Below are 22407 nucleotides of genomic sequence, written 5' to 3'. Positions count from 1 at the left end.
CGAGATAGATAAAAGGAGAAAAGCCATTCCGGAACCTCTGTCTCTGACGGTCAGCTTGCGCGGCAGCCACGAAGCGCTGGAGAACTGCCAGGTCTTTTACCTGACGGGCCTTCTGGATGCCTTTTCTGAGCCGGTCTTCGTTAAGGTGGTCACCAAATACCTAGAAGAGGGATCCCCCAATCTCATCCTGGATTTGACGGGGATCGACTTCATCGATAGCTCTGGCGTCGGTGCCCTGGTGCAATTGGCCAAGCTGGCCCAGAGCCGTGGGGGCATCTTTCAGGTGGTGAGCAACCCCCGCATCACCCAAACGGTGAAACTGGTGCGGCTAGAGAAGTTTTTGTCCTTGCGCAACTCGCTCCAAGAGGCCCTCGATCATCTGGCCGCAGAAGGTGGGGGACGTCCAGAGCCTGACACTCGCCCCGACGCCGCCGAGGCAAGGCCTGAGGGGCCAGACGGCCAAGCTTCCTGAGCTGGCGGACAAGCTCCACCATGGGCCTGGGGACTTTTTGGGGCATTAGCGCCGGGGCCGGGGATCCCGAGTGGCTCACCCTCAAAGCAGCCCGCATCCTCGGCGCCGTCAGGTGGGTGGCCTGCCCCCAGAACGCCGCCGGCCAGCCGGGCCTAGCTTACCAAATCGTGCGCCCTTGGCTGCGACCGGAACAAACCCTGTTGCCGCTGCATCTGCCCTTTGTTACCCAAGTCGAGCTGCTGCAGGCGGCCTGGCAAGCGGCTGCCGAGCAACTGGCCCCGCCTCTGGAGCGGGGAGAAGATGTGGCCTTTGTCTGCGAAGGGGATGTGGGCCTCTACAGCACCTTTGCCTACCTGTCCCAAGCCCTGCGGCAGCGGATCCCCGACTTGCCCATCCAGGCCATACCGGGGGTGTGCTCTCCTCTTGCCGCCGCTGCCGCTCTGGGATCCCCTTTGGCGCTCGGCTCCGAGAAATTGGCGATTTTGCCTGCTCTTTTTGCCCTGACGGAGCTGGAGAAGGCCTGCACCTGGGCCGACGTGGTTGTGCTGATGAAAGTGGCCCCCGTCTATCCTCAGGTTTGGCAGTGGCTAGCGGCAAGAGGTTGGCTACAGCAGGCCAGCTTGGTGGTTTGGGCCGGTTGGCCCCAGCAAGCTCTCTTCCCCACCCTAGAAGGATTGGCCGACTATCGCCCCCCCTACTTTTCCCTGCTGATCCTGCGCTCTCGGCCCCGGAATTGAAGTTCTCCCCGACACCCGCCTGAAGGGGGAGGCCCACCGAGGCCGGGTCGAGTGGTCTCGGTCAAATCCTCGGCTGAGCTGGGGATCCAGCCCCCCTGCTTTCTGGAAAGTTTCTAAAAAGTAGACCTTTCTTCTGGAAAAGGGCAGAGGATCCGACTGCAAGATCTACTGGAGACCTATGTTGAAGAAATATGGGAAGAACGATTAAAGAAATGACCTAGACTGTTAAGAACAGTTGCCAGCCATTGTAGAGGGATTTGACCCAAGCTAGATTAGAAATGTAGTGATTCAAGCAAGGAGGATAATATCTCAGCTTCATCTCAAAGGCGAGACACCAGCCTGCAATCTGCCCAAGCTCAAAGCTTCCTGTCGGTCAACGTTTTGATCCAATCTCGTGCAAACTTCCGATCCGTTGCGCCGGCAGGTTTCTATAGCAAGCGGTTGTCTTGCCCAGAGGAGCACCTGGCACCTACGACAGGTTTTCTTCCGAAGAAGGGACATGGGAGCTAAATCAAATAGCGGTCGGGTCTGTTGAGGTCAGCCGCTGCAACGATAAGGGGTCGTTTACCTCTGGTGAGATGGCAAGATGGCGAGCGGTCTTACCCGTTTAAGGGATGCCGGCCTGCTATTTCGAGTCTCCGTTTAGGATCAAGGAAGAGGTGGAAAACCGATGCTCGGTCGGGTTCAGGTGCTCCCCCCTGCAGACTCTGGCGAATCAGGACTCTGCTCAGTAGAGCAAGGGCTGCGGGCTTTAGCAATTTTGGGTTCGCCCAGTTCATAGTTTCACGCTCGCTTGGAGGAGGTTTTTATGCTTGCCTTTCTCTCGAAAATTGCTAGAGCAGTTATCCGCGTGTTCACGCCTGCCAAGTCTGATCTGGTTGAAGTAGGTTACCAGCCCATTACCGATGATGTCTATCGCGCCAAAGGCTCAGCTCGCTATGCTGGGGAGCTGTAGGGCACAGTGCGAGAGCGGGTCAGGTTTTGGCACTTCAACCCTCGGGAGCAGAGCTTCAAAAGTTGGTTCGTCAGGTGGCTGTTCTACTCTCCCCGTCAATTGAGCAGAGGGGGGTGAGCTCAGAACAATCGCTCAGAACAATCGAATAAGTGAAGAGACAGCTAAGTTTGGATGCAGGTGACGTGCATGGGGGTGGGTGGTTTCCCCTCCACTCAAGTTTTGTCGGTTCAGTGGCGGTGCCGGTGGGGTTGCCGCCACTTCTTGTTGGCTGCGAGCTGCTTGCCGCTTCTCTGCGAAAATAGCAAGGACGCTTGCAACAGATGCTTGAACGCCCTGTTTTCCTCTGTGTTGCCCTCCCTCGTGGTCTATCCCGTCACGCTAGGTGATTTGGAGCCCGTGGCGGAGGTTCTCGCCCAGGTCTTTTACCCGCCCTTGGGTCTGCAGCGCTGGCTCCACCCGATTCACAAGTTGGGCATCCGCGAGGATTTGCGCCTCAAGCTGGCGGCCAGGGATCCGCACTACTGCTGCCTGGCGGCTGCGGTGGGATGCGAGGTGGTGGCCACTGCCGAGATCTCCTTGCGGGCGATGGCCCATGGGAAGTATCCCTATCTGGCCAACTTGGCGGTGTTGCCCCCTTGGCGGCGGCGCGGGATCGCGCGGCAGCTTTTGCTCAGCGCCGAAGGAGTGGTGCAAGGTTGGGGCTATCACCAGTTGTATCTGCACGTGGTGGAAGACAATCTGGCCGCCCGGCAGCTCTACGCCCAACTGCGCTACACTCCCATCCAGCGCACCTCTCAACTTTGGCATTGGCTGGGGATCCCACCCCAGCTTTTGCTCTGCAAGTGGCTGCCGTGAAGTTATGTAAACTAGAGCTAGAAAGCTGGAGAGGTGTTGCAGTGGTTATCGAGGAAGGGGGCAGGAGCTGGCGCTGGTTGGGCCTTGTGGGGTTGTTTACGGCTTTGCTGGTGAGCTGGGCAGGGGTTCAGCCCGCTTTGGCCCAGTGGGGCACCACCCCCCTGCCGCAGATCGGGGCGCCGGCGCCGGAATTTGAGCTGCCGGATCAGTCGGGCCAGGTGCGGCGGCTGGCGGATTTTCGCGGCAAGTGGGTGGTGCTCTACTTCTATCCCCGCGACTTCACTGCCGGGTGTACCATCGAGGCGCGCCGCTTCCAGCAGGATCTGCCCAAGTTTCGGACGCTGGGAGCGGAGATTGTGGGCGTGAGCGCCGACTCGGTGGACTCGCACCGACGGTTTTGCTCGGCAGAGGGGCTGCAATTTCCTCTGCTTTCGGATCCTGAGGGCACGGTTAGCCGCGCCTACGGCTCCTGGACGGGGGAGATGGCCCTGCGCAACACTTTTTTGATCGATCCTGAGGGGATCCTGCGGGCCATCGACCCGATTGTCAACCCCTCTCGGCACAGTGCCGAGGTCTTGGCCCAACTGCAAGAGCTCGCCCAGGCTGGCTAGTCCTGGGGGCCAAAGGTCTGCTCGAACTCCTGCAGCAGCTCGTCGATCTCCTCCAAGGCTTGATTGACATCGACCCGCAAGCTGCCCAGGTCTGGCTTTTCCAAAAGCTTGACCAAGGTGGGCCGGCGCTCGCGAATGCGCTTGATGCGCTCTTTGAAGGCGGCAATTGCAGCTGTGTCCATGGCTAGAGAGATTATTTCAACTCCTCCAGACTATCGCTTTCCCACCCGGATTGTCGCCCACCGCGGGGATCACACCCACGCCGAGGAGAATACCCTGGCCGCTTTTGCGGCGGCCATCGAAGGCGGGGCCGACGGGATCGAGCTGGACGTGCGCCGCAGCCGCGACGGGATCCCGCTGGTTTTTCACGATGCCGAGCTGGAGGGGCAGCCGCTGGCGGCGCTCACTTGGGCGGAGATCCGCGCCCGCAAGCCCACGATCCCCAGCTTGGAAGAAGCGCTGCTCCACGTCAGGGGCAGGATTGCCCTCGATATCGAGCTGAAAGAGGCGGGCTACGAAGAACAGATCCTCGCCCTCATCGGCAAGCTCTTGACCCCTGCAGAGTGTGTGATCACCTCTTTTTTGCCCCAGGTGGCGCAACGGGTGAAAGCCCTTCTGGGAGGGGCTGCCCCCCAGGTTGGCCTGTTGGTGGAGGCGCAGCCGGAGGGAGAGAAGGGATCCCTCTTGACCTACTGCCGCGAGGTGGGAGCGGATTTTCTCGCCCCCCATTACTCTTGGCTGGACCTGCCGTTTTTGGCGGCGGCGGCCCAAGCCAGGATCCCGCTCTACGTCTGGACGGTCAACGATCCGGAGATCATGGCCTTCTGTTTGCGCCCGTCTGGGGAGGAGCCGCCGGTGCGGGGGCTGATCACCGACCACCCTCAGTTGGCGCTGCAAATTCGCCGCCAGCTCTGGCTGGCCGCAGAAGACTAAACCATGGGCACAAATTGCACTGGGAAGGCCCCCTTTTGCACCACCCCCTCCGGGGTTTTGTGGAGGATCAGCAAGGATTGGAATCCCTGGCTTTCGCCCACCGGCACCACCAGGGTACCTCCCACCGCCAGTTGATCCAGCAGCAGCGTCGGCAGGGTTGGGGGGGCTGCCGTCACCACGATGGCGTCGTAGGGGGCGTGTTCCGGCCAACCCTGATAGCCATCTCCCTGGCGCACCTCCACGTTGCGGTAGCCCAAGGAGGCCAGGGTTTGCTGAGCGCGGGCGGCCAAGGGAGCCAGCCGCTCCAGGCTATATACTTGCCGGGCCAGCTCGGCCAAAATGGCCGCCTGATAGCCGGATCCGGTGCCGATTTCCAGCACCACCGACTCAGGGGTGAGGCGGGCCGCCTCAGTCATAAAGGCGACAATATAGGGCTGAGAAATCGTCTGGCCGTAGCCAATGGGCAGCGGGCAATCCCTGTAGGCGCGCTCCCGCAGCTCCGGGGGAACGAAAAGGTGGCGCGGCACCTTGCGCATTGCCTCCAGCACCCGGGGATCGCGGATCCCTCGCTGCAAGATCTGCTCCCTCACCATCCGCTCCCGTTGGCCAGCCCAGGGATCCATGCCACTATCGCCGGCACAGGACTGAGGAGCGCCCAACTCGGCAGCCGGGATCCCAGCCAAGGAGTCAGAAGTCCTCTTAAAAAGAGACGAGAACAACTTTACCATTGGCGCACAACCTCCAAAGCTAACAGCTTGCCGGGATTTTCCGGGAACGCTGCGCCGTCACTTGGGATCCCTCAACTCGATCCTGGCCTACTTTCCAAAAGACTTCCAGCTTTAATCAGGCTTTTTCCCCTACCCCTTCCCGCAAGGGGATGGAAACTCCTCTTGTGCACGACTTAGCCGCAAGGATCTACCGGCTACAGCTAGCCCTTAGCAAGGTGGGGCCGTGGGGTGGTTTAGCGGTGTCTGTCAAACCAGCGCATCAGCATCGCCGCTAGGCGCTCAGGGTTGTGACGCACCAAGCCGGTCTCAGGATCCTCTTGCATGACGTTGGCCAGAACTGCCCGGCAACCTAGGTAGGCCAGCTTATCCGGATCCAGCACCACAAACTCAGAGCCATTGCGGCGGTAATGCTCCAAGGCGCGGAGAGAAGGGGGCTCCCGCTGTACCAGGACACCATCGAACAAGCGCACGCCCGCCACCCGATCCAGGGCCATGACGTGATCCCCAACGGTGTAGCCGTCGGTTTCCCCTGGCTCGGTCATAATGTTGCACACGTAGATGTGGGGCGCCATGTTCTTGGCCAGAGCTTCCACAATCTCCGGGATCAACAGGTTAGGGATGATGCTGGTGTAGAGGCTACCCGGCCCCAGCACCACAAACTCTGCCGCCTCGATGGCCTCGATCGCCTCGGGCAAGGCAGGAGGGTTGGGCGGGTCGCAGCCAATGCGGCAAATGCGCCCCCTGGCTTTAGCGATGTTGGACTCGCCCACCACGCGGCGGCCATCGCTCAACTCCGCCCAGAGGGTGACGTCCGCCAGGGTGGCCGGCAGCACCCGTCCCTGAATGGCCAAGACCTGCGAGGTGGCGGTGATGGCCCGAATCAGGTCGCCCCCGGTTACGGCGGTGAGGGCGGTGATGAACAGGTTGCCGAAGCTGTGCCCGCTCAGACCTTCCCCAGCCTGGAAGCGGTATTGAAACAGCTCCGTGAGCAGCTTTTCTTCGTTGGCCAAGGCGGTGAGACAGTTGCGGATATCTCCAGGGGGCAACACGCCGATCTCCCGCCGCAAGCGCCCTGAGGAGCCGCCGTCATCGGCCACGGTGACAATGGCGGTGATGTTGGAGCTGTAGTGCTTCAACCCCCGCAGCAGGTTGGAAAGGCCGGTGCCGCCCCCCAGAACCACGATGCGAGGGCCACGACTCAGACGTCGCCGCGACAGGAGCTTATCCACCAGCGCCTCGTCTCCTTCTGGGATCAGCACATCTTCGATGGAGCGCATGGCGCTGCGAAAGCCCAGCACCACCATCACCAAGCCGATCCCGGTCACCAAGGGGCCGCTGATGTTGTTGGGGATCCAGGTGGTGATCAGGCGCAGGGTGATGTCGATTAATCGCTTGAGGCGAAAGATGGGGGTCAGCTCTGTCCAGATGGCGATGCCCAGCACCATCAGCAGCACGCCCCCCACGGCTAGGGTGAGCCAGCGCTTGACCGCCAGACCAGGGAAGAGCCATTTCCAGCCATTTCCCGGCCAAGTGGCCTGGCGACGGCGAGGCCCCCACACAGTGGACTTGTTGCTGGGCGCGGGCTTAGTCATGGGGAGGTGCAGGAACGCCGGCCAAAGGGATCCTAACCTGTTGCTGTTCTACGCCAGCGGCAGGGGGTGGCGGGCCAAAGCGGGCCTCCAGCTCCCGCTGCGAATCCAGCAAATGGCGGTGCTGCACCTGGATGTTCAGGGCAGGCAGGGCAGGGTTGTCGGTGGGGACAGCCCAGGGCCGCAGATCTTCAGCCAGGCGCTCCACCAGAGCCACAGAGCGGTGTTGCCCGCCGGTGCAGCCGATGGCCACGGTCAGGTGAGGCCGTCGTTCTGCTCGGTAGTGGGGCCAGAACGCCTGCACCAGAGAAAAGATCTGCCGGTAGGTGGATTGGGTAACTGGATCCGCAAAGAGGAACTCCTGCAGAGGCGGATCCTGGCCGGTCAAGTGGCGCAGATGGGGCTGAAAGAAGGGATTGGGCAAAAAGCGCACGTCGAACAGCAAGTTGGCATCGGGGGGGGCACCGTACTTGAAGCCGAAGCTGACCAGCCTCAGGTTGAGCGGCTGTGGGATCCCGTGGACCAGGGCTTGTAATTGCTGCCGCAGTTGCTGGCTGTTCAGCTCAGACGTATCCAGGAGGTGGGTGCAGCGCTCCCGCACGGGGGCCAGATCGCGCACTTCCTGCTCAATGGCCTCCAACAGGCCAAGGCCAGGGCGGTGAGGGTGGGGGCGGCGGTGGGCGCTGAGACGGTTGAGCAATACCAGGGGACGAGCCTCCAGAAAGAGGAAAGGGATCCCTTGCGCTTGCCGCCAGCGGTCAAAGGCAAGGAACTGCTCCCGATATTCCGGGGTGTGGAGGTTTAGGCTCACCGCTAGAGCAGGGTGGCGAGGCCGGATTGCCTCGATTAAATAAACGGCCTGGTCAGGCGGGATCCCTTCCAAGCCGGTGTAGCCCAGTTGTTCCAATTGCTGGATGGCCAGGGTTTTCCCGGATCCCGTCAGCCCGGCAATAACGAGAACAGGCGAGGTCGCGGCGGTCGGTCTAGTCGCTTGATCGTCCATGCAGCCTATTCTAGGGCGAGGGGGAGCCGAAAAACCGGATGCCAGGCGCTCAAGTCTGGGAGGCTGTTGCGGCTTCTCTGTCCGTTTTCTCCGCCGGCCCCGGGAGGGGGGCGCTGGGGCAGAGATCGGCCAGAAAACACTGTTCGCAAAGGGGCTTGCGGGCGGTGCAAATGGCCCGCCCATGCTCGATCAGGCGAATGGACCAATTTTCCCAGTCGGCTTGCGGCAACAACTGCATCAGATCCCGCTCGATGCGCACGGGATCCTCGTGCTCGGTGAGGCCGAGGCGACGGCTGAGGCGCTTGACGTGGGTATCGACAGTCACGCCAGCGTTGATGCCAAAGGCATGGGCCAGGACCACATTGGCCGTCTTGCGGGCCACCCCCGGCAGAGTGAGCAGCTCCGGCATGGTGCGGGGCACCTGGCCGCCGAAGTCCGTCACGATCTTGCGGCAGGCCTCTTGGATGTGTTTAGCCTTGTTGCGGTAGAAGCCGGTGGGACGGATCAGGGCCTCGATCTCCTCCCGCGGCGCCGCCGCCAGCGCCTGGGCATCGGGAAAGCGGCGAAACAGCTCCGGCGTAACTTGGTTGACTCGCTCGTCGGTGCACTGTGCAGACAAAATGGTGGCCACCAGCAGTTGCAGCGGCGTTTCGTAGTGGAGGGCACAGGTAGAGTTGGGGTAATGGCGCTTCAGCCGGATCAGGATCTCCAAAGCCCGCTGGCGCAAAGCCCGCTTGCCGCTCATCTGCAACTAGCCCGACCCGGTGACGATGGCAAGGGTGTCCTTGAAGATCAGCACTACCCCCAGCCCCAGCAGCAGCACCAAGCCCGTCTGCATCACCCGTTCCTCCAGTTCTTTGGGCAGCCGCTTGCCGCGGATCGCTTCCAAGATCAAAAAGGCGATGTGTCCCCCATCCAAGGCGGGCAGGGGCAACAGGTTGAGAATAGCCAGGTTGATGCTGATCAAGGCGGTGAAATTAAACAAGCTGGCAGCATCGTCCCGCGCCAGATCCGCGCCGAGCTTGACAATCCCCACCGGGCCGGATACCTGGGTGGCGGTGTTTTGGAAGTTCTGCAGGAGCTGCTGCAGGCCACTGAGGTTCATCATCACCAAGCGCTGGTAGGCGTTCCCGGCTTCGGCAAAGATCTCTGCCGGGCTCTGAGCCGGGCGCAGTGTCACCTCTTGGTTGGGGGCCAGGTTGACCCCAATGGCCACCACCTCTCCCCGCATCTCGGGAGTCACCGTGATCTCCAGAATGGGATCCCCCTCCCCTCGCTGCACCTGCAGGGGGACGGGCCGGTTTTGGCTGCGGCGGATCAACGCCTGAAAATCATTGAGAGCTGCCAAGGCCGAGGCCTCGTCGGCAACCGTGCTGTAATCGTGGTCGGCTGCCCGCAACACCACATCTTCCGCCTGCAAGCCGGCCCGCTCCGCCGGGCTATCCGGCATCACCTGGGCGATGAGAATGCCGGGATGGATGCGCGTCACCGATGGGATCCCCAGCGTGGCAAACATCAGCACCAGCACCAGATAGGCGAAGGCCAGGTTGGCCATCACCCCCGCGCTCATCACCACCAGGCGATCCGCGACAGGGCGATTCTTCAGCAGATCCGGGTCGTCGGGCGGGTAGGGAGAGCGCTCGTCATCGTCGGGAAAGCCCACGTAGCCCCCCAACGGCAGGGCGCGAATGGCGTACTCCGTCTCCTTGCCCTGGTAGCGCCACAGCACCGGGCCAAATCCCAGCGAAAAGCGGTTGACGTGGATCCCTTGGAGTTTGGCTGCGGCGAAGTGTCCCGCCTCATGCACCAGGATCAGCAGGGCGAGAATGGCGATGGAGAGGAGAACGGGCATGGGCTGGCTTGAAGGAGAGAAGGAAAAAAAGAGCAAGAGGCAGAGAGCCACAGCGGCGGCTGCACCTGCCGCCTTAAGGAACCAAGATAACAGACCAGAAGCGGCAGAGCCCTCAGAACACTTGTTCTACTTCCAGGATGTCGGGAATGCTCTCCCGCAACTTGCGCTCGATGCCCATTTTTAAGGTCAGGGTGGAGCTGGGGCAGGCGCCACAGGCCCCCTGTAGGCGCAGCTTCACCACCGGGCCGTCGATTTCCACCAGCTCTACGTTGCCGCCATCGGCTTGCAGGTAGGGGCGCAGCTCGTTGAGGACTTTTTCCACATTTTCGGCCGTTAGTTCCAGTGCTTGTGCCATAGTTGCTTCCAGCTCTGCTGAGACCTTGCCTGGGATGTCGAGATGTTGATTGTAGCGATTTCTCGCCAGACCCCTCAAGCCAGGGAGGGATCGCCCTTCTTCAGCATAGTCTCCTTCTTTCGGGGTGGGGGATGAGATCCCTCTCTTCAGCCAGAAGACTAGAATAGGACTCAGATTTGCCTGTTGCGAGCAGCAGACCCAAGCCTATTCTGAGCAGGGGCGCTTTCTTCGCCATGTTAGATGTCTTACTGATTGTGATCTTCATGTTGGCCGGGGCGGGTCTTGGATTCTACGGCCTGGATCTGCTCCCTCCTGCCGCCATTCAGGGGGCCAATGTGGAGGGGGCGCGCGTGGTTACCAGCGGCTTTGGTGTCCTAGCGGGTTTGGCTTTTGGATCCTTGGTGCGCTGGGGCTACCGCCGCTTCGAGGCCAATGTACGCTCGCTGCCGCCGGATGTGTTGATCAGCCGCTCGGTGGGGTTGGTGATCGGCCTGGTGATTGCCAACTTGGCCATGGCTCCTGTCTATTTGTTGCCCCTGCCTCAGCAGCTCAATAGCTTTATCGAGCCGCTGGCCTCCGTCTTTTTTAGCTTGTCCTTTGCCTACTTGGGGGTGAGTTTGGCCGATACCCATGGCCCTGCGCTCTTGCGCCTGTTCAACCCCAACTACGCCCTGCAGGCGGCCGCAGAGGGCAGTGTGGTGGCGGCCAGCCCCAAGGTTTTGGACACCAGCTCCATCATCGACGGGCGCGTGGCCCAGTTGATCGAGACAGGCTTTTTGGAGGGAACGCTGGTGATCCCTCGCTTTGTTATCGCGGAGCTGCAAACCATCGCCGACAAAGCCGATCCGCAAAAACGGGAGCGAGGCCGCAGAGGGTTGGATACGCTGCAAGCCCTGCGCCAGGCCTATCCCGACCGCTTTGTGATTCACGAAGCCAACTACCCGGATCTGGCCACCGTGGACGAGAAGCTGGTGCGCCTGGCCCAGAATGTGGGGGGAACGCTGGTGACCACCGATTACAACCTGAAGAAGGTGGCCACACTGCAGGGGATCAAGGTGCTCAACGTGAACGAGCTGGCCGAAGCCTTGCGGCCCATCTACATTGCCGGCGACAGCTTCGATATCAAGATCACCCGCGAAGGGAAGGAGCCGGGCCAGGGGGTTGGCTATCTGGAGGATGGCACGATGGTGGTGGTGGAAGAGGGACAGCGCTCTCTGGGCAAGACTCGCTCGGTTGTGGTGACCAGCGCCATTCAAACCTCGGCGGGCCGGATGCTCTTCGCCCGCCTCAACAAGGACTCCAGCCCAGCTTCCTCTGCGAAAACCTGAGGCTTCAGGCCGAAGAGCTTTGTTTTCCCGACGCAATGATGGCCTCTCCCCCAATGGGCGTCCTCCAACCGGATCTGATTTTCTACACCCAGGATCGCCAGCAGCGTTTCTGGAGTTTTTATTGGGAGGGTGCTGAGAACTACGCCATCTACCCGCAGCAGATCCTGAGCGGACAGCAAAGCTGGGAGGTGGCCAATGCGGAGGAGTACGAAGCCAAGCTCAGGCAGGTGTTTGCGAGCGGGGATCCCTTGCAGCATCAGTGTCAGGTGATTTCTCCCCGCTACAAGTTGCACTTGCATCTTTGCCTCAACCCGGTGCGGGACATGGAGGGGGAGGTGGTGGCCGTGTCGGTAGTGGGCAAGGTGTTGGGGGCGACGCCTTTCAACTTGGCCGGCGGAGCCGGCAGCCCCCCTGCCCAGCGCCATCCCCTCCTGACCGAGCCGGTGCCGGGGATCACGGCGCAGTTGCTGCGCAACATCGGCCACTCCCTCGGCATCCGCGAGCTGTGCCAGCAGACGGTGGAGCAGTTGGGCCAGTTGTTCGGGGCGGATCGCTGCCTGCTGGCCCTCTACGAAATGGGGCAGGACTCCCTCACAGTCAATGCTGAGTACCGCCGCAACCCGGGGGATCCCTCGCTGTTGAACCAGACCTTGCGTCTGGCGGATCACCCGCCTCTGCTGCAAGCCCTTCGTCAAGAAGAGCCGGTGGTGATGGGACGCCATCTGGCCATCGCCATGTCTTACCGGGGCTATGCCAACAGCCTGCTCTGGCTGGAAGTGTTGCCCCCCAACGAAGCCCCCCTCTGGCAGGCCGGCCACCTTCAGGTGCTGCAGAGCATCGCCACCTACCTGGGCACCGCCATTGCCCACGCCATTTTGCTGGATCAAAGTCGCCAACTGGCCACTCGCCTGCAGTTGGCCAACCAGACACTGCGCCAGAAAAACAAAGAGCTGGAGCAGGCCCGCGCCCAAGCAGAATCGGCCAACCAACTGAAAAGTCAATTCTTGGCCAATACTTCCCATGAGCTGCGCACCCCTCTCAACGGGATCATCGGCTTTATTAGGCTGGTGCTGGACGGGATGGCCGAAAGCCGAGAAGAGGAGCTGGACTTTTTGCAGGAGGCCTACCGCTCGGCCCTGCACCTGTTGGCCTTGATCAACGACGTGCTGGACATCGCCAAGATCGAGGCGGGCAAAATGCAGTTGCAGTTTGAGCCCTGCGACCTGCGCGCCTTGTTCAAGGATGTGGAGGCCAAAACCGGCCTGCAGGCCAAACAGAAGGGATTGCAACTTAGCTTCCACCTGCCCCCCACGCCGGATCGGATTTGGCTGTACGGAGATTACCAACGCCTGCTGCAGGTGATGCTCAATCTGGTGGGCAATGCCATCAAGTTCACCCCCAAAGGCTCGGTGACGGTACGAGCCGACCTCCTTCCCGGCGACCCGGGGATGGCCCGCATCCGCGTCATCGATACCGGGATCGGCGTGTCGCTGGAAAAGCAGCAGAAGCTGTTTCAGGCCTTCACCCAGGTGGATGGCTCCACCACCCGCCAGTACGGCGGCACCGGCTTGGGCCTAGCCATCAGCCAACGGCTGGTGGAGGCAATGGGGGGAGAGATCAACTTCTATAGCCTGGGCGAAGGGCTGGGATCCACCGTCACTTTTACCGTGCCCCTCTACCGCCAGCCGCTCCCAGGGGGGGAGGCGAGCCCAGCTCAAGAAGGCCCCCCAGAGGCTACGAATCCCAACCTAATGCCCTATCCGGCCCAGTGCTGATCCACCGATGCCCTATCCCCGCAAACGGTTTGGCCAGCATTGGCTTAAGGATCCCGCGGTTCATGAGGCGATTGTGCGGGCCGCCCAGTTGCCGCCTCCTCAGAGGGATCCTGCGTGGGTTCTGGAGATCGGCCCCGGCACCGGGCAGTTGACGCAGCGGTTGCTGGCCCAGGGCGTACATGTGGTGGCGGTAGAGATCGATCGGGATCTGTGTCGGCTGCTGCAAAAGCGCTTCGCCGACCAACCCCGCTTTCACTTGGTGGAAGGAGATTTTCTTCGCCTGCCGCTGCCGCCTCAGCCCCGCCTGCTGGTGGCCAATATCCCCTATAACCTCACTGGCCCAATTTTGGAGAAAGTGTTGGGATCCCCGGCCCAGCCGGTGAGGCAGTTTGAGCGCATCGTCTTGATGGTGCAAAAAGAGCTGGCCGAGCGCCTGCAGGCCGGCCCTGGCAGCAAAGCCTACGGCGCTCTGAGTGTACGGGTGCGCTACTTGGCCGAGTGCGAGCTCATCTGCCGCGTGCCCCCCAGCGCCTTCCGGCCTCCTCCCCAAGTGGAATCGGCAGTGGTTCGCCTCACTCCCCGCCCCGCCCCCACCCCCGCCCGCGATCCCCGCTGGTTCTCCCAACTGGTTTGCCAGGGCTTCTCCGCCCGCCGCAAGCAACTTGTCAATGCTCTGGGAGGCCTCGTGGATCGCCAGACCGTGGCCGCCGCTCTGGCTCAGCTCCGCCTCAGCCCCACGGCCCGTGCCGAAGAGCTGGATCTGCCCGATTGGCTGGCCCTGAGCGATCTGCTGCTGGAGCAGACACCTAGGATGGCTGCCGTTTCCGGCGAGGGAAAACCGCGGTAGGGTGAGAGGAAGTCCTCAAGGGTTTTTCACCAGACCCCAAAACAACCTATGCTCAACAACCAAGGCAGACAGATCCTTGTAACTGGCGGTACCGGTGGGCTCGGGTTGGGAGTAACCCCCGTGCTCCTGGACACAGGGGCAGAGTTGACCTTGACCTACCGCCAAGAGGAGGAGTTGGCTGTTTTGCGGCAGCGCCTGCCGGCCAATAGCCTGGATCAGGTGCGCTTTGTGCAGGTGGATTTGCTGAACGAAGCCGCTGTGGCACGGCTCATCGACGATCTGCCCCGCGTCGATGGTTTGGTGCACCTGGTGGGCGGCTTTGCCATGGGCCCCACTCACGAGTACAGCCTAGAAGATTGGCGGCGCGATTTTGACCTCAACCTCACCACCACCTTCCTGGCCTGTAAGCACAGCCTGCGCAAGATGTGGCAACAGGGTTATGGACGGATCGTGACGGTGGCCTCCCGAGGGGCGGTAGAGCCGGGATCCCAACTGGCCGCCTACTGTGCTTCCAAAGCGGGGGTGGTGGCCCTGACCCGCACCATTGCCGCCGAAACCAAAGGCACCGACATCACCGCCAACGTCATCCTGCCCAGCATCATCGACACGCCGGCCAACCGGGCTGCCATGGGCTCCGAGCAGGCGGAGCTGTGGGTAAAGCCCGAGTCGATCGGGCAGGTGATCGCCTTTTTGGTCTCGGAAGCGGCGCGGGATCTGAGAGGGGCGGCGATCCCGGTGTACGGCAATGTCTGAGCTGCTTGGTTGACCGCGCCCCCAGACGGCCTTCATGATACGAGGGTAGAGGCTTATTTTCGTGCCGTTTTCCTATGCTGAAGCGATGGTTCTTGGGGGGCTGGCGTCAGCAAATTGGCCGCATTGAGGTAACAGGGGTGATCGATGGCAGAACCCGAGAGCGGGTTCTCAAAGCCTTGCAAGAGGTGGAAGAAAGACAGATCCCTGCCGTGGTGTTGCGCATCGACAGCCCCGGTGGGACAGTGGCAGACTCCCAGGAAATCTACAATGCCCTCTCGCGTCTGCGGGAACGCAAGGGCACGCGCATTGTGGCCAGCTTTGGCAACATCGCTGCCTCTGGAGGGGTTTACATTGCCATGGGAGCCGAGAAAATTGTCAGCAACCCCGGCACCATCACCGGCAGCATCGGCGTCATTATCCGCGGCAACAATCTCGAACGGCTGCTGGACAAGATAGGGATTTCCTTTAAGGTCATCAAGTCCGGCCCCTACAAGGATATCCTTTCCTTTGACCGCGAGCTGACCCCAGAAGAGCGCAACATCCTCCAAGAGTTGATCGACATCACCTACGGCCAATTTGTGCAAACCGTTGCTGCCGCTCGCCGGCTAAGCGTGAATGTGGTCAAAACCTTTGCCGATGGCCGCATTTTCAGCGGCGAACAAGCTCTGCACCTGGGCGTGGTGGATCGCCTGGGCACAGAAGAGGATGCCCGCCTCTGGGCCGCGGAGCTGTCAGGGTTGCCGCCCGATGCGAAGTTCTGCGATCTGCTCCCACGGCGCAGGGGTTGGGCCCGCTTGCTACCGGCGGCAGAGGCATTGGCGCGTCTGCAATTTGAGGTAAGCACCTCAGGCCTGCCCCTGTGGCTCTACACCGGTTCTTGAGAGACGGCCTCCACAACTGTGAGGATTGGTTCTCCCGCCCCCAACCCTTATGCCGGCATAAGAGAGCAGTTGGGAAGCAAAGCCAGAAGCCGCTTTGCCACCTGCTCCTGGCCGGGGGCTTGCGGCGGTGCGTCTGGCTGGCCGGAGTTACTCCTCTATTTGCCAGGGATCCTGCGCCAACTCCTCGTCGAAGATGCGGGGGGGACGCACCGCCATCAGCACTTGGCCCAGCAGGGGAGAGGGGGGCGAATCCTCTATCCACTCCACCGCCACAGCTCCCCCTCGATCCACCAGGAAAACCCCTGCCCTCCCTTCCCAGGTGCGAACGGCGCGATCCGCCACCAGCAAAATCGGATCCTGTTCTTCTTCAGGGGCCACCGGCCAGCCCAACAGGGATCCCAGCAAACCATTGTCCACCTGCAGGGCGACTGGGTCGGCGGCCCTTTGAATGGCCGGCCAAGCGGGCAAGGCCATCCACGTCTGCCCAGCCACGCTGGTGACCCAACCAAAAAGGCCTTGAGGCTCAACGGCAGGGATCCGCTCCCAGGTGGCGGTAGAAAGAGGCAGGGATCCGGCCACCGGCAGCAGACGGGGCAGATCCTCTTCCGGGCGAAACACCGAAAGCCTGGGCAACGGCTTGCGCTGGGGTTGGGAGCCGGGAGCCAACGTCGACAAGAGCCGCTCAACCTGTTGGCGGGCTGTTTCGCTGTGGGCATACTGAAAGGCGCGGCCAATGGCCCGGGTTCGCTCCTGGAGATCGCGGGTTTCCTGGGCAGTTTTCCAGGCTTGGTAAGCCACTGCATCGCCGGGGTGATCCGTGAACCCTTCCGGGAGCTGCCGCAGTTGGGCATAGTTTTTCACAGCCCGGGCGATCTCGTGGGCCTCATCGGCACCCAGGTTGCGGCTGACAACCAGCTCCGCCACCCGGACGCGATCCTGAGGCGAGAGGATGCGCAACTCGTAGAGAATATCGCTGCCTTTGTGGGCAAAGTGCTCCAAAACGGCTGAGCTGGCTCCTGCTTTCGCCATTCCTTCGTAAACCTGGGCGGCGACAACGATCTGGTTTTGGTGGGCGGGCTCAAACCCGGTCGCCTCGAAGATGGCCTGGGGAGTCATTTTCTGTCGTTGCAAGCTTTGGCAGGCCTTTGCCCAATCCAGCCACCCCCCCTCTTTGCGCTGCAGCCGGCCCATCAACAGGCTGGGATCCTCCTCCGGGGCAGTGGGTTCCGGCAAATGCTGACTCATGGCCAGGCTTCCTCCGCAACGACAATAGCCCAAAATGAACGCATACAGAACCAACCCATCCAATACAGTAAACTACCCCATGGCTATAGCTTGCTTCCGCGAAGCGGTAGCCGGGGGCTTTGGGAAATCCTGTAGCCGGCAAGCCAGCCGCGGATCCCTGGGCTGGTTGATAAGGGCAGCCTCAAATAACATAGGCCTACGGCCCACTAACGCGGGGGGCAGCGTTGGAGCTCGCATCCCCTTCCCGCCCACGTGCAAGAGTGACCCCGCAACCGCTGGCCAACCTGCAAACACAAAAGGATAGCTCGGTAGCCTCGTACTTTAGGGCGGGGCGGAAAAGCCCGTAGGCAACTTGAGTTGCTCATAATGGTATCGTTGTTACCGAGGCGTGCCGTTCCCAGGCAAGCACCTCATCACGATGAAAAACTCGACCGGTGGCCAGCGTCTGGGAGATGCCAACGTCTCAGCCAACCTGCAAGGACTCTGCCCCCTGACGCGATCAGAAAAGTCAGCAGAACCTTGGGGCCTTGCCTCAAGGAACTGTCTAGCTAGAGGCGCTTTGGCAGCGCCTTTACGAGCCCGTTTGTGAACTACGTTAAGCATCCCCCGCCTTCCGGCGGAGGGAGTGTCAATTGCTCTCGGCGCTCTCTCGGCACTCGCCCTCCGTCACCTGAATTCGATGAAGTAGCCGCGCCTTTTCCCCTCCCCTGACCCCCCATCCAGATCCAAAGGGATCCCTCTCCCGCCATACCAGAAGATGAACTGGGGTGGGCAAAGCAAACTAGCTCATGCTGACCCGGCTGCGGTCATAGGTGAGACGGAAGGTGGGATGCACCTTTCCTTGGATGCGGTTCCAGAAGTTGCGCACATTGGCCTGCAGGCCAACCCGCTCCGTGCCACGCACCAACATGGCTTGCTGACGAACCCGAATCGCCCGTTGGTGGCCCATCATCAGGCGGCGAGCCAGCTCATCCAGAACGTGAGAACGGCCAGGAGCAGGTGCCTCGGCTGTCTGAACGGTTTGAGCCGGCGCTGCAGCAGCTTCGGAACGATAGGCCGCGCCCCGATAGAGCAGGTCAAGCTTGGTGGGCAAAACCACCGGCTTGCTCAGGTGGCGAAATCGCCAGTCCAGCCCCCGATAGCGACCCCCCACTTTGCCCGGAGAAACAGTCACCGTCGCCGGCGAGTGGGTGTAACCAACGCCACGGTAAGAGAGTTCCATGATCTTCGCCTCCAGATGAACGATTTCTTTCTACATTTTGTATTATAAGCTACGGTTTTGAGGTATTGCCACCAACTTTTAACGAAAATTTCCACTGATCCTCCCTTTGGCTGGCCAAGAACCCAGCCTGAATGAGGCGGGATCCCCTGCGGGAGCCGGTTTGCAGCGCTTTGGGTTGGGCCCAGCCTTCCACTCTGTCCGCAGGGCCGAAGAAAGCATTATCGTGGAAGAATCCTCAGGATTGGCTACAAAAGTTCATACTCCTGGTGGGGTGTCTCTGTGCAGGAAGACTTTCGCCTGATTCTGGACATCGTGACAGTGTTGGCGGCAGCGGCGGCGGGTGGTTTTCTGGCAGCGCTGCTGAGGCAGCCGGTGTTGCTTGGGTACCTGCTGGCAGGGATCCTGGTGGGACCAACGGGGCTGGGGTGGATCAAGGAGTTGGTGCAGGTGGAAACCCTGGCCCAGTTTGGGGTGACCTTTTTGCTGTTCAGCCTGGGAGTGGAGTTTTCCCTCAAAGAGTTGCGCCAGGTGCGGGGGATCGCCATTGGCGGCGGCGCTTTGCAGATCGGCCTGACCATCGCGATCACGGCGGCGCTGGCAGTGGCCAGCGGCTGGCTGACGCCGGTGCAGGGGATCTTCCTGGGGGCAGTGCTCTCTTTGTCTTCCACAGCGGTGGTGCTCAAAAGCCTCACCGAGACCAACCAGATGGGCACGCCCCAGGCTCACGCCATGCTGGGGATCTTGATTGTGCAGGATCTGGCGGTGGGGCTGATGCTAGCGGTGTTGCCGGCTTTGGATTGTCCTTTGCCGGAGCTGGCGGGATCCCTGGCCAAGGCGCTGGCGGAGATTGGCCTGGTGGGGCTGGGGGCGGTGGTGGGCGGGATGTGGCTGGTGCCCGCTTTCCTGCGCCTTTTGGCGCAGCAGGAGAGCAAGGAGGTGTTTTTGTTGGGGGTGATCAGCCTCTGCGTGGGGATTGCCCTGTTGACAGAGCGGCTGGGCATTTCCAGCGAGATCGGGGCCTTCCTGGCCGGGCTGATGATCTCAGAAGTGGAATACGCCGACCAGACCCTGGCCTATGTGGAGCCGCTGCGGGATGTGTTTGCCGCCCTCTTTTTTGCCGCCATCGGCATGCTCATCGATCCCAGCTTTATCGCTGCCCACCTGCCCTTAATCTTAGGGTTAGTGGGGCTGGTGATGGTGGGCAAGTTTTGCCTGGTGGCCCCTTTGGCCGGTCTGTTCGGCTACCCGCTCCCCTCAGCGGTGTTGGTGGGGCTGGGCCTCTCGCAGATCGGCGAGTTCTCCTTTGTCCTGGCCAGCGAAGGGCAAGCGCTGGGGCTGGTGTCGCGGCAACTGTATTTGCTCGTCGTCAGCACCACCGCCGTTACCCTGCTGGTCACTCCCCTTCTGCTCAGGGGCGCGCCGCGGCTGCTGGCAAAATTACAAGGGATCCCTTTCTTTGCCCGTTGGCTGGAAGCGAGCGAGCGGCCCCGCGCCCTGTCCCCCGACGCTCCCCAACAGGATCACGTGGTGGTGTGCGGCTATGGACAGGTGGGGCAGGACATCGTGCGCATCCTGGAAGCCCGTCGCCATCCCGTCTTGGTGATCGACCAGTCGGAACGGGTCATCCAACACCTGCGCTCCCGTGGGATCCCCTATCTCTACGGCAATGCCGCCAGCGCCCCGGTGCTGGAGAAAGCTGGCCTGCCCCGCGCCCGCGCCCTGGTGATTGCCCTGCCGGATCGCCTGAGCATGCGCCTTTGCCTGAAACGGGCGCTGGAACTGGCGCCCCACCTGGATGTGGTGGTGCGGGCCACCCATGAAGAGGACATCGAACAGCTCTATCAGTTGGGGGCCAGGGAAGTCGTCCACCCGGAATTTGAGGCCAGCCTGGGCTTGTGCAGCCATGTGCTGCTGAAGCTGGACGAGCCCCTGGAGGTCATCCAGCAGGAGATTCTGGCCATCCGCAGCAGCCACTACCGCGATTTGCGCCCTCCTTACCCCAGTTGTCTGATCCCCACCCCCGTGAGTTGGCCGGCGCAGCCCCCATCCCCGCCGCTCCTCGGCCATGCCAACGGCAGCCGCGACAGCGGCCCACCCGAGCCTGCGACCGCCTGGTGGGAGCACTGGCAGCGCCCTGTACAGCCGGAATGGGCAGGGATCTCGGGCTCGGCTGAGTAGATAGAGACAAAACCCCTCTCAGGGGAGCTAACCAGGATAGGGGATCCGCAGGAGCTGGTTGACCGGTGGGTGAGCCACCTGCACCTGTTTGCCGTCCGGCCACTGGATCTGGATGGCTTCTACTGCCGACTCGGATCCCAGGCCAAAATGGGCCACCGGCTCCATCTGGCAGAGGTAGCCGCTGCCGGCGTCGATGGGTCGGATCTGCGTGCGGGTAGAGGTAACCAGGCGTACCAAGGCGCCGCGGGCTGGGGATCCCTGGCGGGTGAGGGGCAGAACTCTCAGCCAGTTGTTGCCAGGGGCCAGCGGACGGTAGAAGCTCAGGGGCTGGGCGCCCGATTCTCCGTGGGCAACGAGCAGCTCTAGGCAACCGTCCCCATCCACATCCGCCACCGCCGCTCCCGTCCCCAGTCCCTGCGGCTCGACAGCATCTCCCATGTCGATAGCCTGCCAGCAGCCGGAGCGCCAGCCAAACAGCCGGTTGGGCTCGCCGATGTTGTTAAAAAACAGCTCTGGGTAACCGTCGTTGTCGAAGTCGGCAGCGATCACCGTGCGGATGCGGGAGGGCCTGGCCAGCTCGGGAGGGGCCACATTTTTGAAGACGCCGCTGGAAGTTTGGATCCAGAGGCGATGCGGCCCTTCCCAGTTGCCGTACACCAGATCCAACCGCCCGTCCCCATCCAGATCCACCGCTGCCACCCCCCGTCCGTGCTCGCCGGGATCCGCCAACCCCACCTCGGCGGCAATTTCCTCAAAGGTGCCATCCCCGCGGTTGCGAAACAAAAAGTTGGGCCCCTGCTCGTTGACGGCAAAAATGTCCATCCGCTGGGAAACCAGGGGCACGGCCACCAGCCCCCGCCCTCCCGTTACCCGGTTTACCCCCGCCTCTGGCGCCACATCGGCGATCATCTGGCCGGCGGACAGCTCGTAAAGGCGCATGGGGCCGCCATAGTTGGCCACGAAAAACCCGTACCGCCCCTGGCCAAAGCGATCCACGCAGGCCACCGAGCGACCTGCCGTCAAGTTGAGGGCATCTTGGTTGTGGGGCAGAGAGAACAGATCCACCCAACGGGATCCCTGCCAGTCGAAGAGGCGATCCCCAAAGCGCTTGCGCCCGCCGAAGGTATCAGTATTCAAGACGTAGAGTTCTTCTTGCCCGTCGCCGTCGAAGTCGCCGGCAGCCACCCCAATGGCCATCCGCCCTGCATCGGCCAGAGTATCGTCCACCAAATCCACCAGCGCCTGGCCGTTCCACTTCAAAACCCGATTCGGGCCGCGGAAGCCGCACACAAACAGCTCAAAAGCCCCGTCCCGATCCACATCGCAAATGGCAACTCCATAGGAAAAAGCAGGCGGGTTGAACTGGATGAGGGAGCTGCAATCTTGGAACATGGGGATCCCGTCGTAGGAGAGGCAGGAACTGGTGGGGCTCCAGACTCTAATGGTATGCTAGATCCTCGCTGTCGCTTCCCTTTCAACCATGCCACGCATCAAATCTGCCATCAAGCGCGTCAAGATTGCGGAGCGAAATCGCCTGCGCAACAAAGCTACCAAAGCCATGGTGCGCGCGCTGATGAAAAAAGTCATTTCTCTCTCCTCTGCTTACGCCGCCAACCCCCAACCGGAAACCCTGCAGGAGATTCAAGCGGCGATGAGCGCTGCCTTTAGCCGCATCGACAAAGCGGCCAAAACAGGGGTTCTCCACAAAAACACAGCCGCCCGTCGGAAGGCGCGTTTGTCTCGGATCGTGCAACGATCCCTGGCCGCCACAAGTGCCTCCTAAGACAGGGTCTTGGACGGGCAGGGCCCAAAGGTCTCTACTGCTGCCCCGGAAGCAAGCTTGAGCATTTGCTTACCGAGCTTTTGTTTGACACTCCCACCCAGGGGATTCTTACGCAGCCCAAAATGAACTCGTAAAGGCGCTGTCAAGACGCCCCCAGACAGTCTTTTGAGGCATAACCTCAAAGTTCTGCTTGCTTCGGATCTGTCTGGTTGCGCCGCTGTTGGTTGACACGCTTCTGGATCCCCCGCCCCCACACCCCCCGTATACGGGGGGATGGACCTACATACCTGCACAGCCAAGTTGCT

General features: G+C 61.7%; 23 protein-coding genes. 13 read left to right on the top strand and 10 right to left on the bottom strand.

Annotated features, from left to right (window positions below; genetic code table 11):
* Nucleotides 1–55 precede the first annotated feature (55 nt).
* The 5 genes from NW848_RS16290 (at nt 56) to NW848_RS16270 (ending at nt 3630) form a co-directional block, all read left to right on the top strand.
* Nucleotides 56–472: an STAS domain-containing protein gene (locus tag NW848_RS16290; protein WP_255322534.1), complete on the top strand. Its 417-nt coding sequence runs from the start codon at nt 56–58 to the stop codon at nt 470–472.
* A gap of 20 nt (nt 473–492) precedes the next feature.
* Nucleotides 493–1209 (top strand): precorrin-2 C(20)-methyltransferase, encoded by a 717-nt coding sequence (locus NW848_RS16285; protein ID WP_099812307.1) that lies wholly within the window; start codon nt 493–495, stop codon nt 1207–1209.
* Nucleotides 1210–2017: 808 nt separating this feature from the next.
* Nucleotides 2018–2164: a hypothetical protein gene (locus tag NW848_RS16280; protein ID WP_011429789.1), complete on the top strand. Its 147-nt coding sequence runs from the start codon at nt 2018–2020 to the stop codon at nt 2162–2164.
* 345 nt (nt 2165–2509) lie between these two features.
* The gene (locus tag NW848_RS16275) at nt 2510–3019 is read left to right on the top strand and encodes a GNAT family N-acetyltransferase (RefSeq protein ID WP_228375439.1); all 510 of its coding nucleotides are present in this window, start codon (nt 2510–2512) and stop codon (nt 3017–3019) included.
* A 41-nt stretch (nt 3020–3060) separates the two neighbouring features.
* Nucleotides 3061–3630 (top strand): peroxiredoxin, encoded by a 570-nt coding sequence (locus NW848_RS16270; protein WP_369781487.1) that lies wholly within the window; start codon nt 3061–3063, stop codon nt 3628–3630.
* Here NW848_RS16270 and NW848_RS16265 read toward each other — a convergent pair.
* Nucleotides 3627–3812: a hypothetical protein gene (locus NW848_RS16265; protein WP_011429792.1), complete on the bottom strand. Its 186-nt coding sequence runs from the start codon at nt 3810–3812 to the stop codon at nt 3627–3629. The genes NW848_RS16270 and NW848_RS16265 overlap by 4 nt on opposite strands.
* On the opposite strand from NW848_RS16265, the gene NW848_RS16260 reads away from it, so the two are divergent.
* Nucleotides 3811–4563 (top strand): glycerophosphodiester phosphodiesterase, encoded by a 753-nt coding sequence (locus NW848_RS16260; RefSeq protein ID WP_011429793.1) that lies wholly within the window; start codon nt 3811–3813, stop codon nt 4561–4563. The genes NW848_RS16265 and NW848_RS16260 overlap by 2 nt on opposite strands.
* Here the strand turns inward: NW848_RS16260 and NW848_RS16255 are convergent.
* The 6 genes from NW848_RS16255 to NW848_RS16230 form a co-directional block, all read right to left on the bottom strand.
* Nucleotides 4560–5291, bottom strand: a complete 732-nt coding sequence (locus tag NW848_RS16255) for a protein-L-isoaspartate(D-aspartate) O-methyltransferase (RefSeq protein ID WP_083759154.1) — start codon at nt 5289–5291, stop codon at nt 4560–4562. The genes NW848_RS16260 and NW848_RS16255 overlap by 4 nt on opposite strands.
* Before the next feature lie 233 nt (nt 5292–5524).
* Nucleotides 5525–6883, bottom strand: coding sequence for a gluconeogenesis factor YvcK family protein (locus NW848_RS16250; protein WP_011429795.1), 1359 nt, complete (start codon nt 6881–6883; stop codon nt 5525–5527).
* Entirely contained in the window at nt 6876–7883 is a 1008-nt protein-coding gene (rapZ, locus tag NW848_RS16245; RefSeq protein WP_011429796.1) for an RNase adapter RapZ, read from the bottom strand. Before rapZ ends, NW848_RS16250 begins: the two co-directional genes overlap by 8 nt.
* Nucleotides 7884–7932: 49 nt before the next feature.
* Complete coding sequence (gene nth / locus NW848_RS16240; protein ID WP_011429797.1) at nt 7933–8628, bottom strand: endonuclease III; 696 nt, start codon at nt 8626–8628, stop codon at nt 7933–7935.
* A 6-nt stretch (nt 8629–8634) separates the two neighbouring features.
* Nucleotides 8635–9735, bottom strand: a complete 1101-nt coding sequence (rseP, locus tag NW848_RS16235) for an RIP metalloprotease RseP (protein WP_011429798.1) — start codon at nt 9733–9735, stop codon at nt 8635–8637.
* A 112-nt stretch (nt 9736–9847) separates the two neighbouring features.
* Nucleotides 9848–10090 (bottom strand): NifU family protein, encoded by a 243-nt coding sequence (locus tag NW848_RS16230; RefSeq protein WP_011429799.1) that lies wholly within the window; start codon nt 10088–10090, stop codon nt 9848–9850.
* Between the two features lie 233 nt (nt 10091–10323).
* Between NW848_RS16230 and NW848_RS16225 the strand changes: the two genes are divergently transcribed.
* From NW848_RS16225 to sppA, 5 genes are all read left to right on the top strand, one after another.
* A complete protein-coding gene (locus tag NW848_RS16225; protein ID WP_011429800.1) occupies nt 10324–11418 on the top strand; it encodes a PIN/TRAM domain-containing protein in 1095 nt (364 codons plus the stop codon).
* A 53-nt stretch (nt 11419–11471) separates the two neighbouring features.
* The gene (locus NW848_RS16220) at nt 11472–13193 is read left to right on the top strand and encodes a sensor histidine kinase (protein ID WP_011429801.1); all 1722 of its coding nucleotides are present in this window, start codon (nt 11472–11474) and stop codon (nt 13191–13193) included.
* Between the two features lie 7 nt (nt 13194–13200).
* On the top strand, nt 13201–14040 hold the full coding sequence (gene rsmA / locus NW848_RS16215; RefSeq protein ID WP_011429802.1) for a 16S rRNA (adenine(1518)-N(6)/adenine(1519)-N(6))-dimethyltransferase RsmA: 840 nt from the start codon (nt 13201–13203) through the stop codon (nt 14038–14040).
* A gap of 120 nt (nt 14041–14160) precedes the next feature.
* Complete coding sequence (gene fabG / locus NW848_RS16210) at nt 14161–14793, top strand: 3-oxoacyl-ACP reductase FabG (RefSeq protein WP_240527266.1); 633 nt, start codon at nt 14161–14163, stop codon at nt 14791–14793.
* A 74-nt stretch (nt 14794–14867) separates the two neighbouring features.
* Nucleotides 14868–15674: a signal peptide peptidase SppA gene (gene sppA / locus NW848_RS16205; RefSeq protein WP_011429804.1), complete on the top strand. Its 807-nt coding sequence runs from the start codon at nt 14868–14870 to the stop codon at nt 15672–15674.
* Nucleotides 15675–15821: 147 nt separating this feature from the next.
* Here sppA and raf1 read toward each other — a convergent pair whose 3' ends face one another.
* Nucleotides 15822–16919, bottom strand: a complete 1098-nt coding sequence (gene raf1 / locus NW848_RS16200) for a RuBisCO accumulation factor 1 (RefSeq protein ID WP_414402380.1) — start codon at nt 16917–16919, stop codon at nt 15822–15824.
* 781 nt (nt 16920–17700) lie between these two features.
* A complete protein-coding gene (locus NW848_RS16195) occupies nt 17701–18141 on the bottom strand; it encodes a DUF4278 domain-containing protein (RefSeq protein ID WP_011429807.1) in 441 nt (146 codons plus the stop codon).
* A gap of 279 nt (nt 18142–18420) precedes the next feature.
* Here NW848_RS16195 and NW848_RS16190 point away from each other — a divergent pair, with 279 nt between their 5' ends.
* Complete coding sequence (locus tag NW848_RS16190; RefSeq protein ID WP_099812303.1) at nt 18421–20319, top strand: cation:proton antiporter; 1899 nt, start codon at nt 18421–18423, stop codon at nt 20317–20319.
* Between the two features lie 27 nt (nt 20320–20346).
* On the opposite strand, the gene NW848_RS16185 is transcribed toward NW848_RS16190, so the two are convergent.
* Nucleotides 20347–21711, bottom strand: coding sequence for a CRTAC1 family protein (locus NW848_RS16185; protein WP_011429809.1), 1365 nt, complete (start codon nt 21709–21711; stop codon nt 20347–20349).
* Between the two features lie 88 nt (nt 21712–21799).
* On the opposite strand from NW848_RS16185, the gene rpsT reads away from it, so the two are divergent.
* On the top strand, nt 21800–22102 hold the full coding sequence (gene rpsT / locus NW848_RS16180; RefSeq protein WP_099812302.1) for a 30S ribosomal protein S20: 303 nt from the start codon (nt 21800–21802) through the stop codon (nt 22100–22102).
* The last annotated feature ends 305 nt before the right edge of the window (nt 22103–22407 follow it).

The sequence above is a fragment of the Synechococcus sp. RC10A2 genome, assembly GCF_047502605.1.
This window is presented reverse-complemented; position numbering and strand designations above follow the sequence as displayed.

Excerpts from the sequence above, each read along its gene's own strand:
- NW848_RS16285 (WP_099812307.1), top strand. The coding sequence starts at position 493 with ATGGGCCTGGGGACTTTTTGGGGCATTAGCGCCGGGGCCGGGGATCCC.
- NW848_RS16280 (WP_011429789.1), top strand. The coding sequence starts at position 2,018 with ATGCTTGCCTTTCTCTCGAAAATTGCTAGAGCAGTTATCCGCGTGTTC.
- NW848_RS16260 (WP_011429793.1), top strand. The coding sequence starts at position 3,811 with ATGGCTAGAGAGATTATTTCAACTCCTCCAGACTATCGCTTTCCCACC.
- NW848_RS16265 (WP_011429792.1), bottom strand. The coding sequence starts at position 3,812 with ATGGACACAGCTGCAATTGCCGCCTTCAAAGAGCGCATCAAGCGCATT.
- NW848_RS16255 (WP_083759154.1), bottom strand. The coding sequence starts at position 5,291 with ATGGTAAAGTTGTTCTCGTCTCTTTTTAAGAGGACTTCTGACTCCTTG.
- NW848_RS16250 (WP_011429795.1), bottom strand. The coding sequence starts at position 6,883 with ATGACTAAGCCCGCGCCCAGCAACAAGTCCACTGTGTGGGGGCCTCGC.
- rapZ (WP_011429796.1), bottom strand. The coding sequence starts at position 7,883 with ATGGACGATCAAGCGACTAGACCGACCGCCGCGACCTCGCCTGTTCTC.
- nth (WP_011429797.1), bottom strand. The coding sequence starts at position 8,628 with ATGAGCGGCAAGCGGGCTTTGCGCCAGCGGGCTTTGGAGATCCTGATC.
- rseP (WP_011429798.1), bottom strand. The coding sequence starts at position 9,735 with ATGCCCGTTCTCCTCTCCATCGCCATTCTCGCCCTGCTGATCCTGGTG.
- NW848_RS16230 (WP_011429799.1), bottom strand. The coding sequence starts at position 10,090 with ATGGCACAAGCACTGGAACTAACGGCCGAAAATGTGGAAAAAGTCCTC.
- NW848_RS16225 (WP_011429800.1), top strand. The coding sequence starts at position 10,324 with ATGTTAGATGTCTTACTGATTGTGATCTTCATGTTGGCCGGGGCGGGT.
- NW848_RS16220 (WP_011429801.1), top strand. The coding sequence starts at position 11,472 with ATGGGCGTCCTCCAACCGGATCTGATTTTCTACACCCAGGATCGCCAG.
- rsmA (WP_011429802.1), top strand. The coding sequence starts at position 13,201 with ATGCCCTATCCCCGCAAACGGTTTGGCCAGCATTGGCTTAAGGATCCC.
- sppA (WP_011429804.1), top strand. The coding sequence starts at position 14,868 with ATGCTGAAGCGATGGTTCTTGGGGGGCTGGCGTCAGCAAATTGGCCGC.
- raf1 (WP_414402380.1), bottom strand. The coding sequence starts at position 16,919 with ATGAGTCAGCATTTGCCGGAACCCACTGCCCCGGAGGAGGATCCCAGC.
- NW848_RS16195 (WP_011429807.1), bottom strand. The coding sequence starts at position 18,141 with ATGGAACTCTCTTACCGTGGCGTTGGTTACACCCACTCGCCGGCGACG.
- NW848_RS16185 (WP_011429809.1), bottom strand. The coding sequence starts at position 21,711 with ATGTTCCAAGATTGCAGCTCCCTCATCCAGTTCAACCCGCCTGCTTTT.
- rpsT (WP_099812302.1), top strand. The coding sequence starts at position 21,800 with ATGCCACGCATCAAATCTGCCATCAAGCGCGTCAAGATTGCGGAGCGA.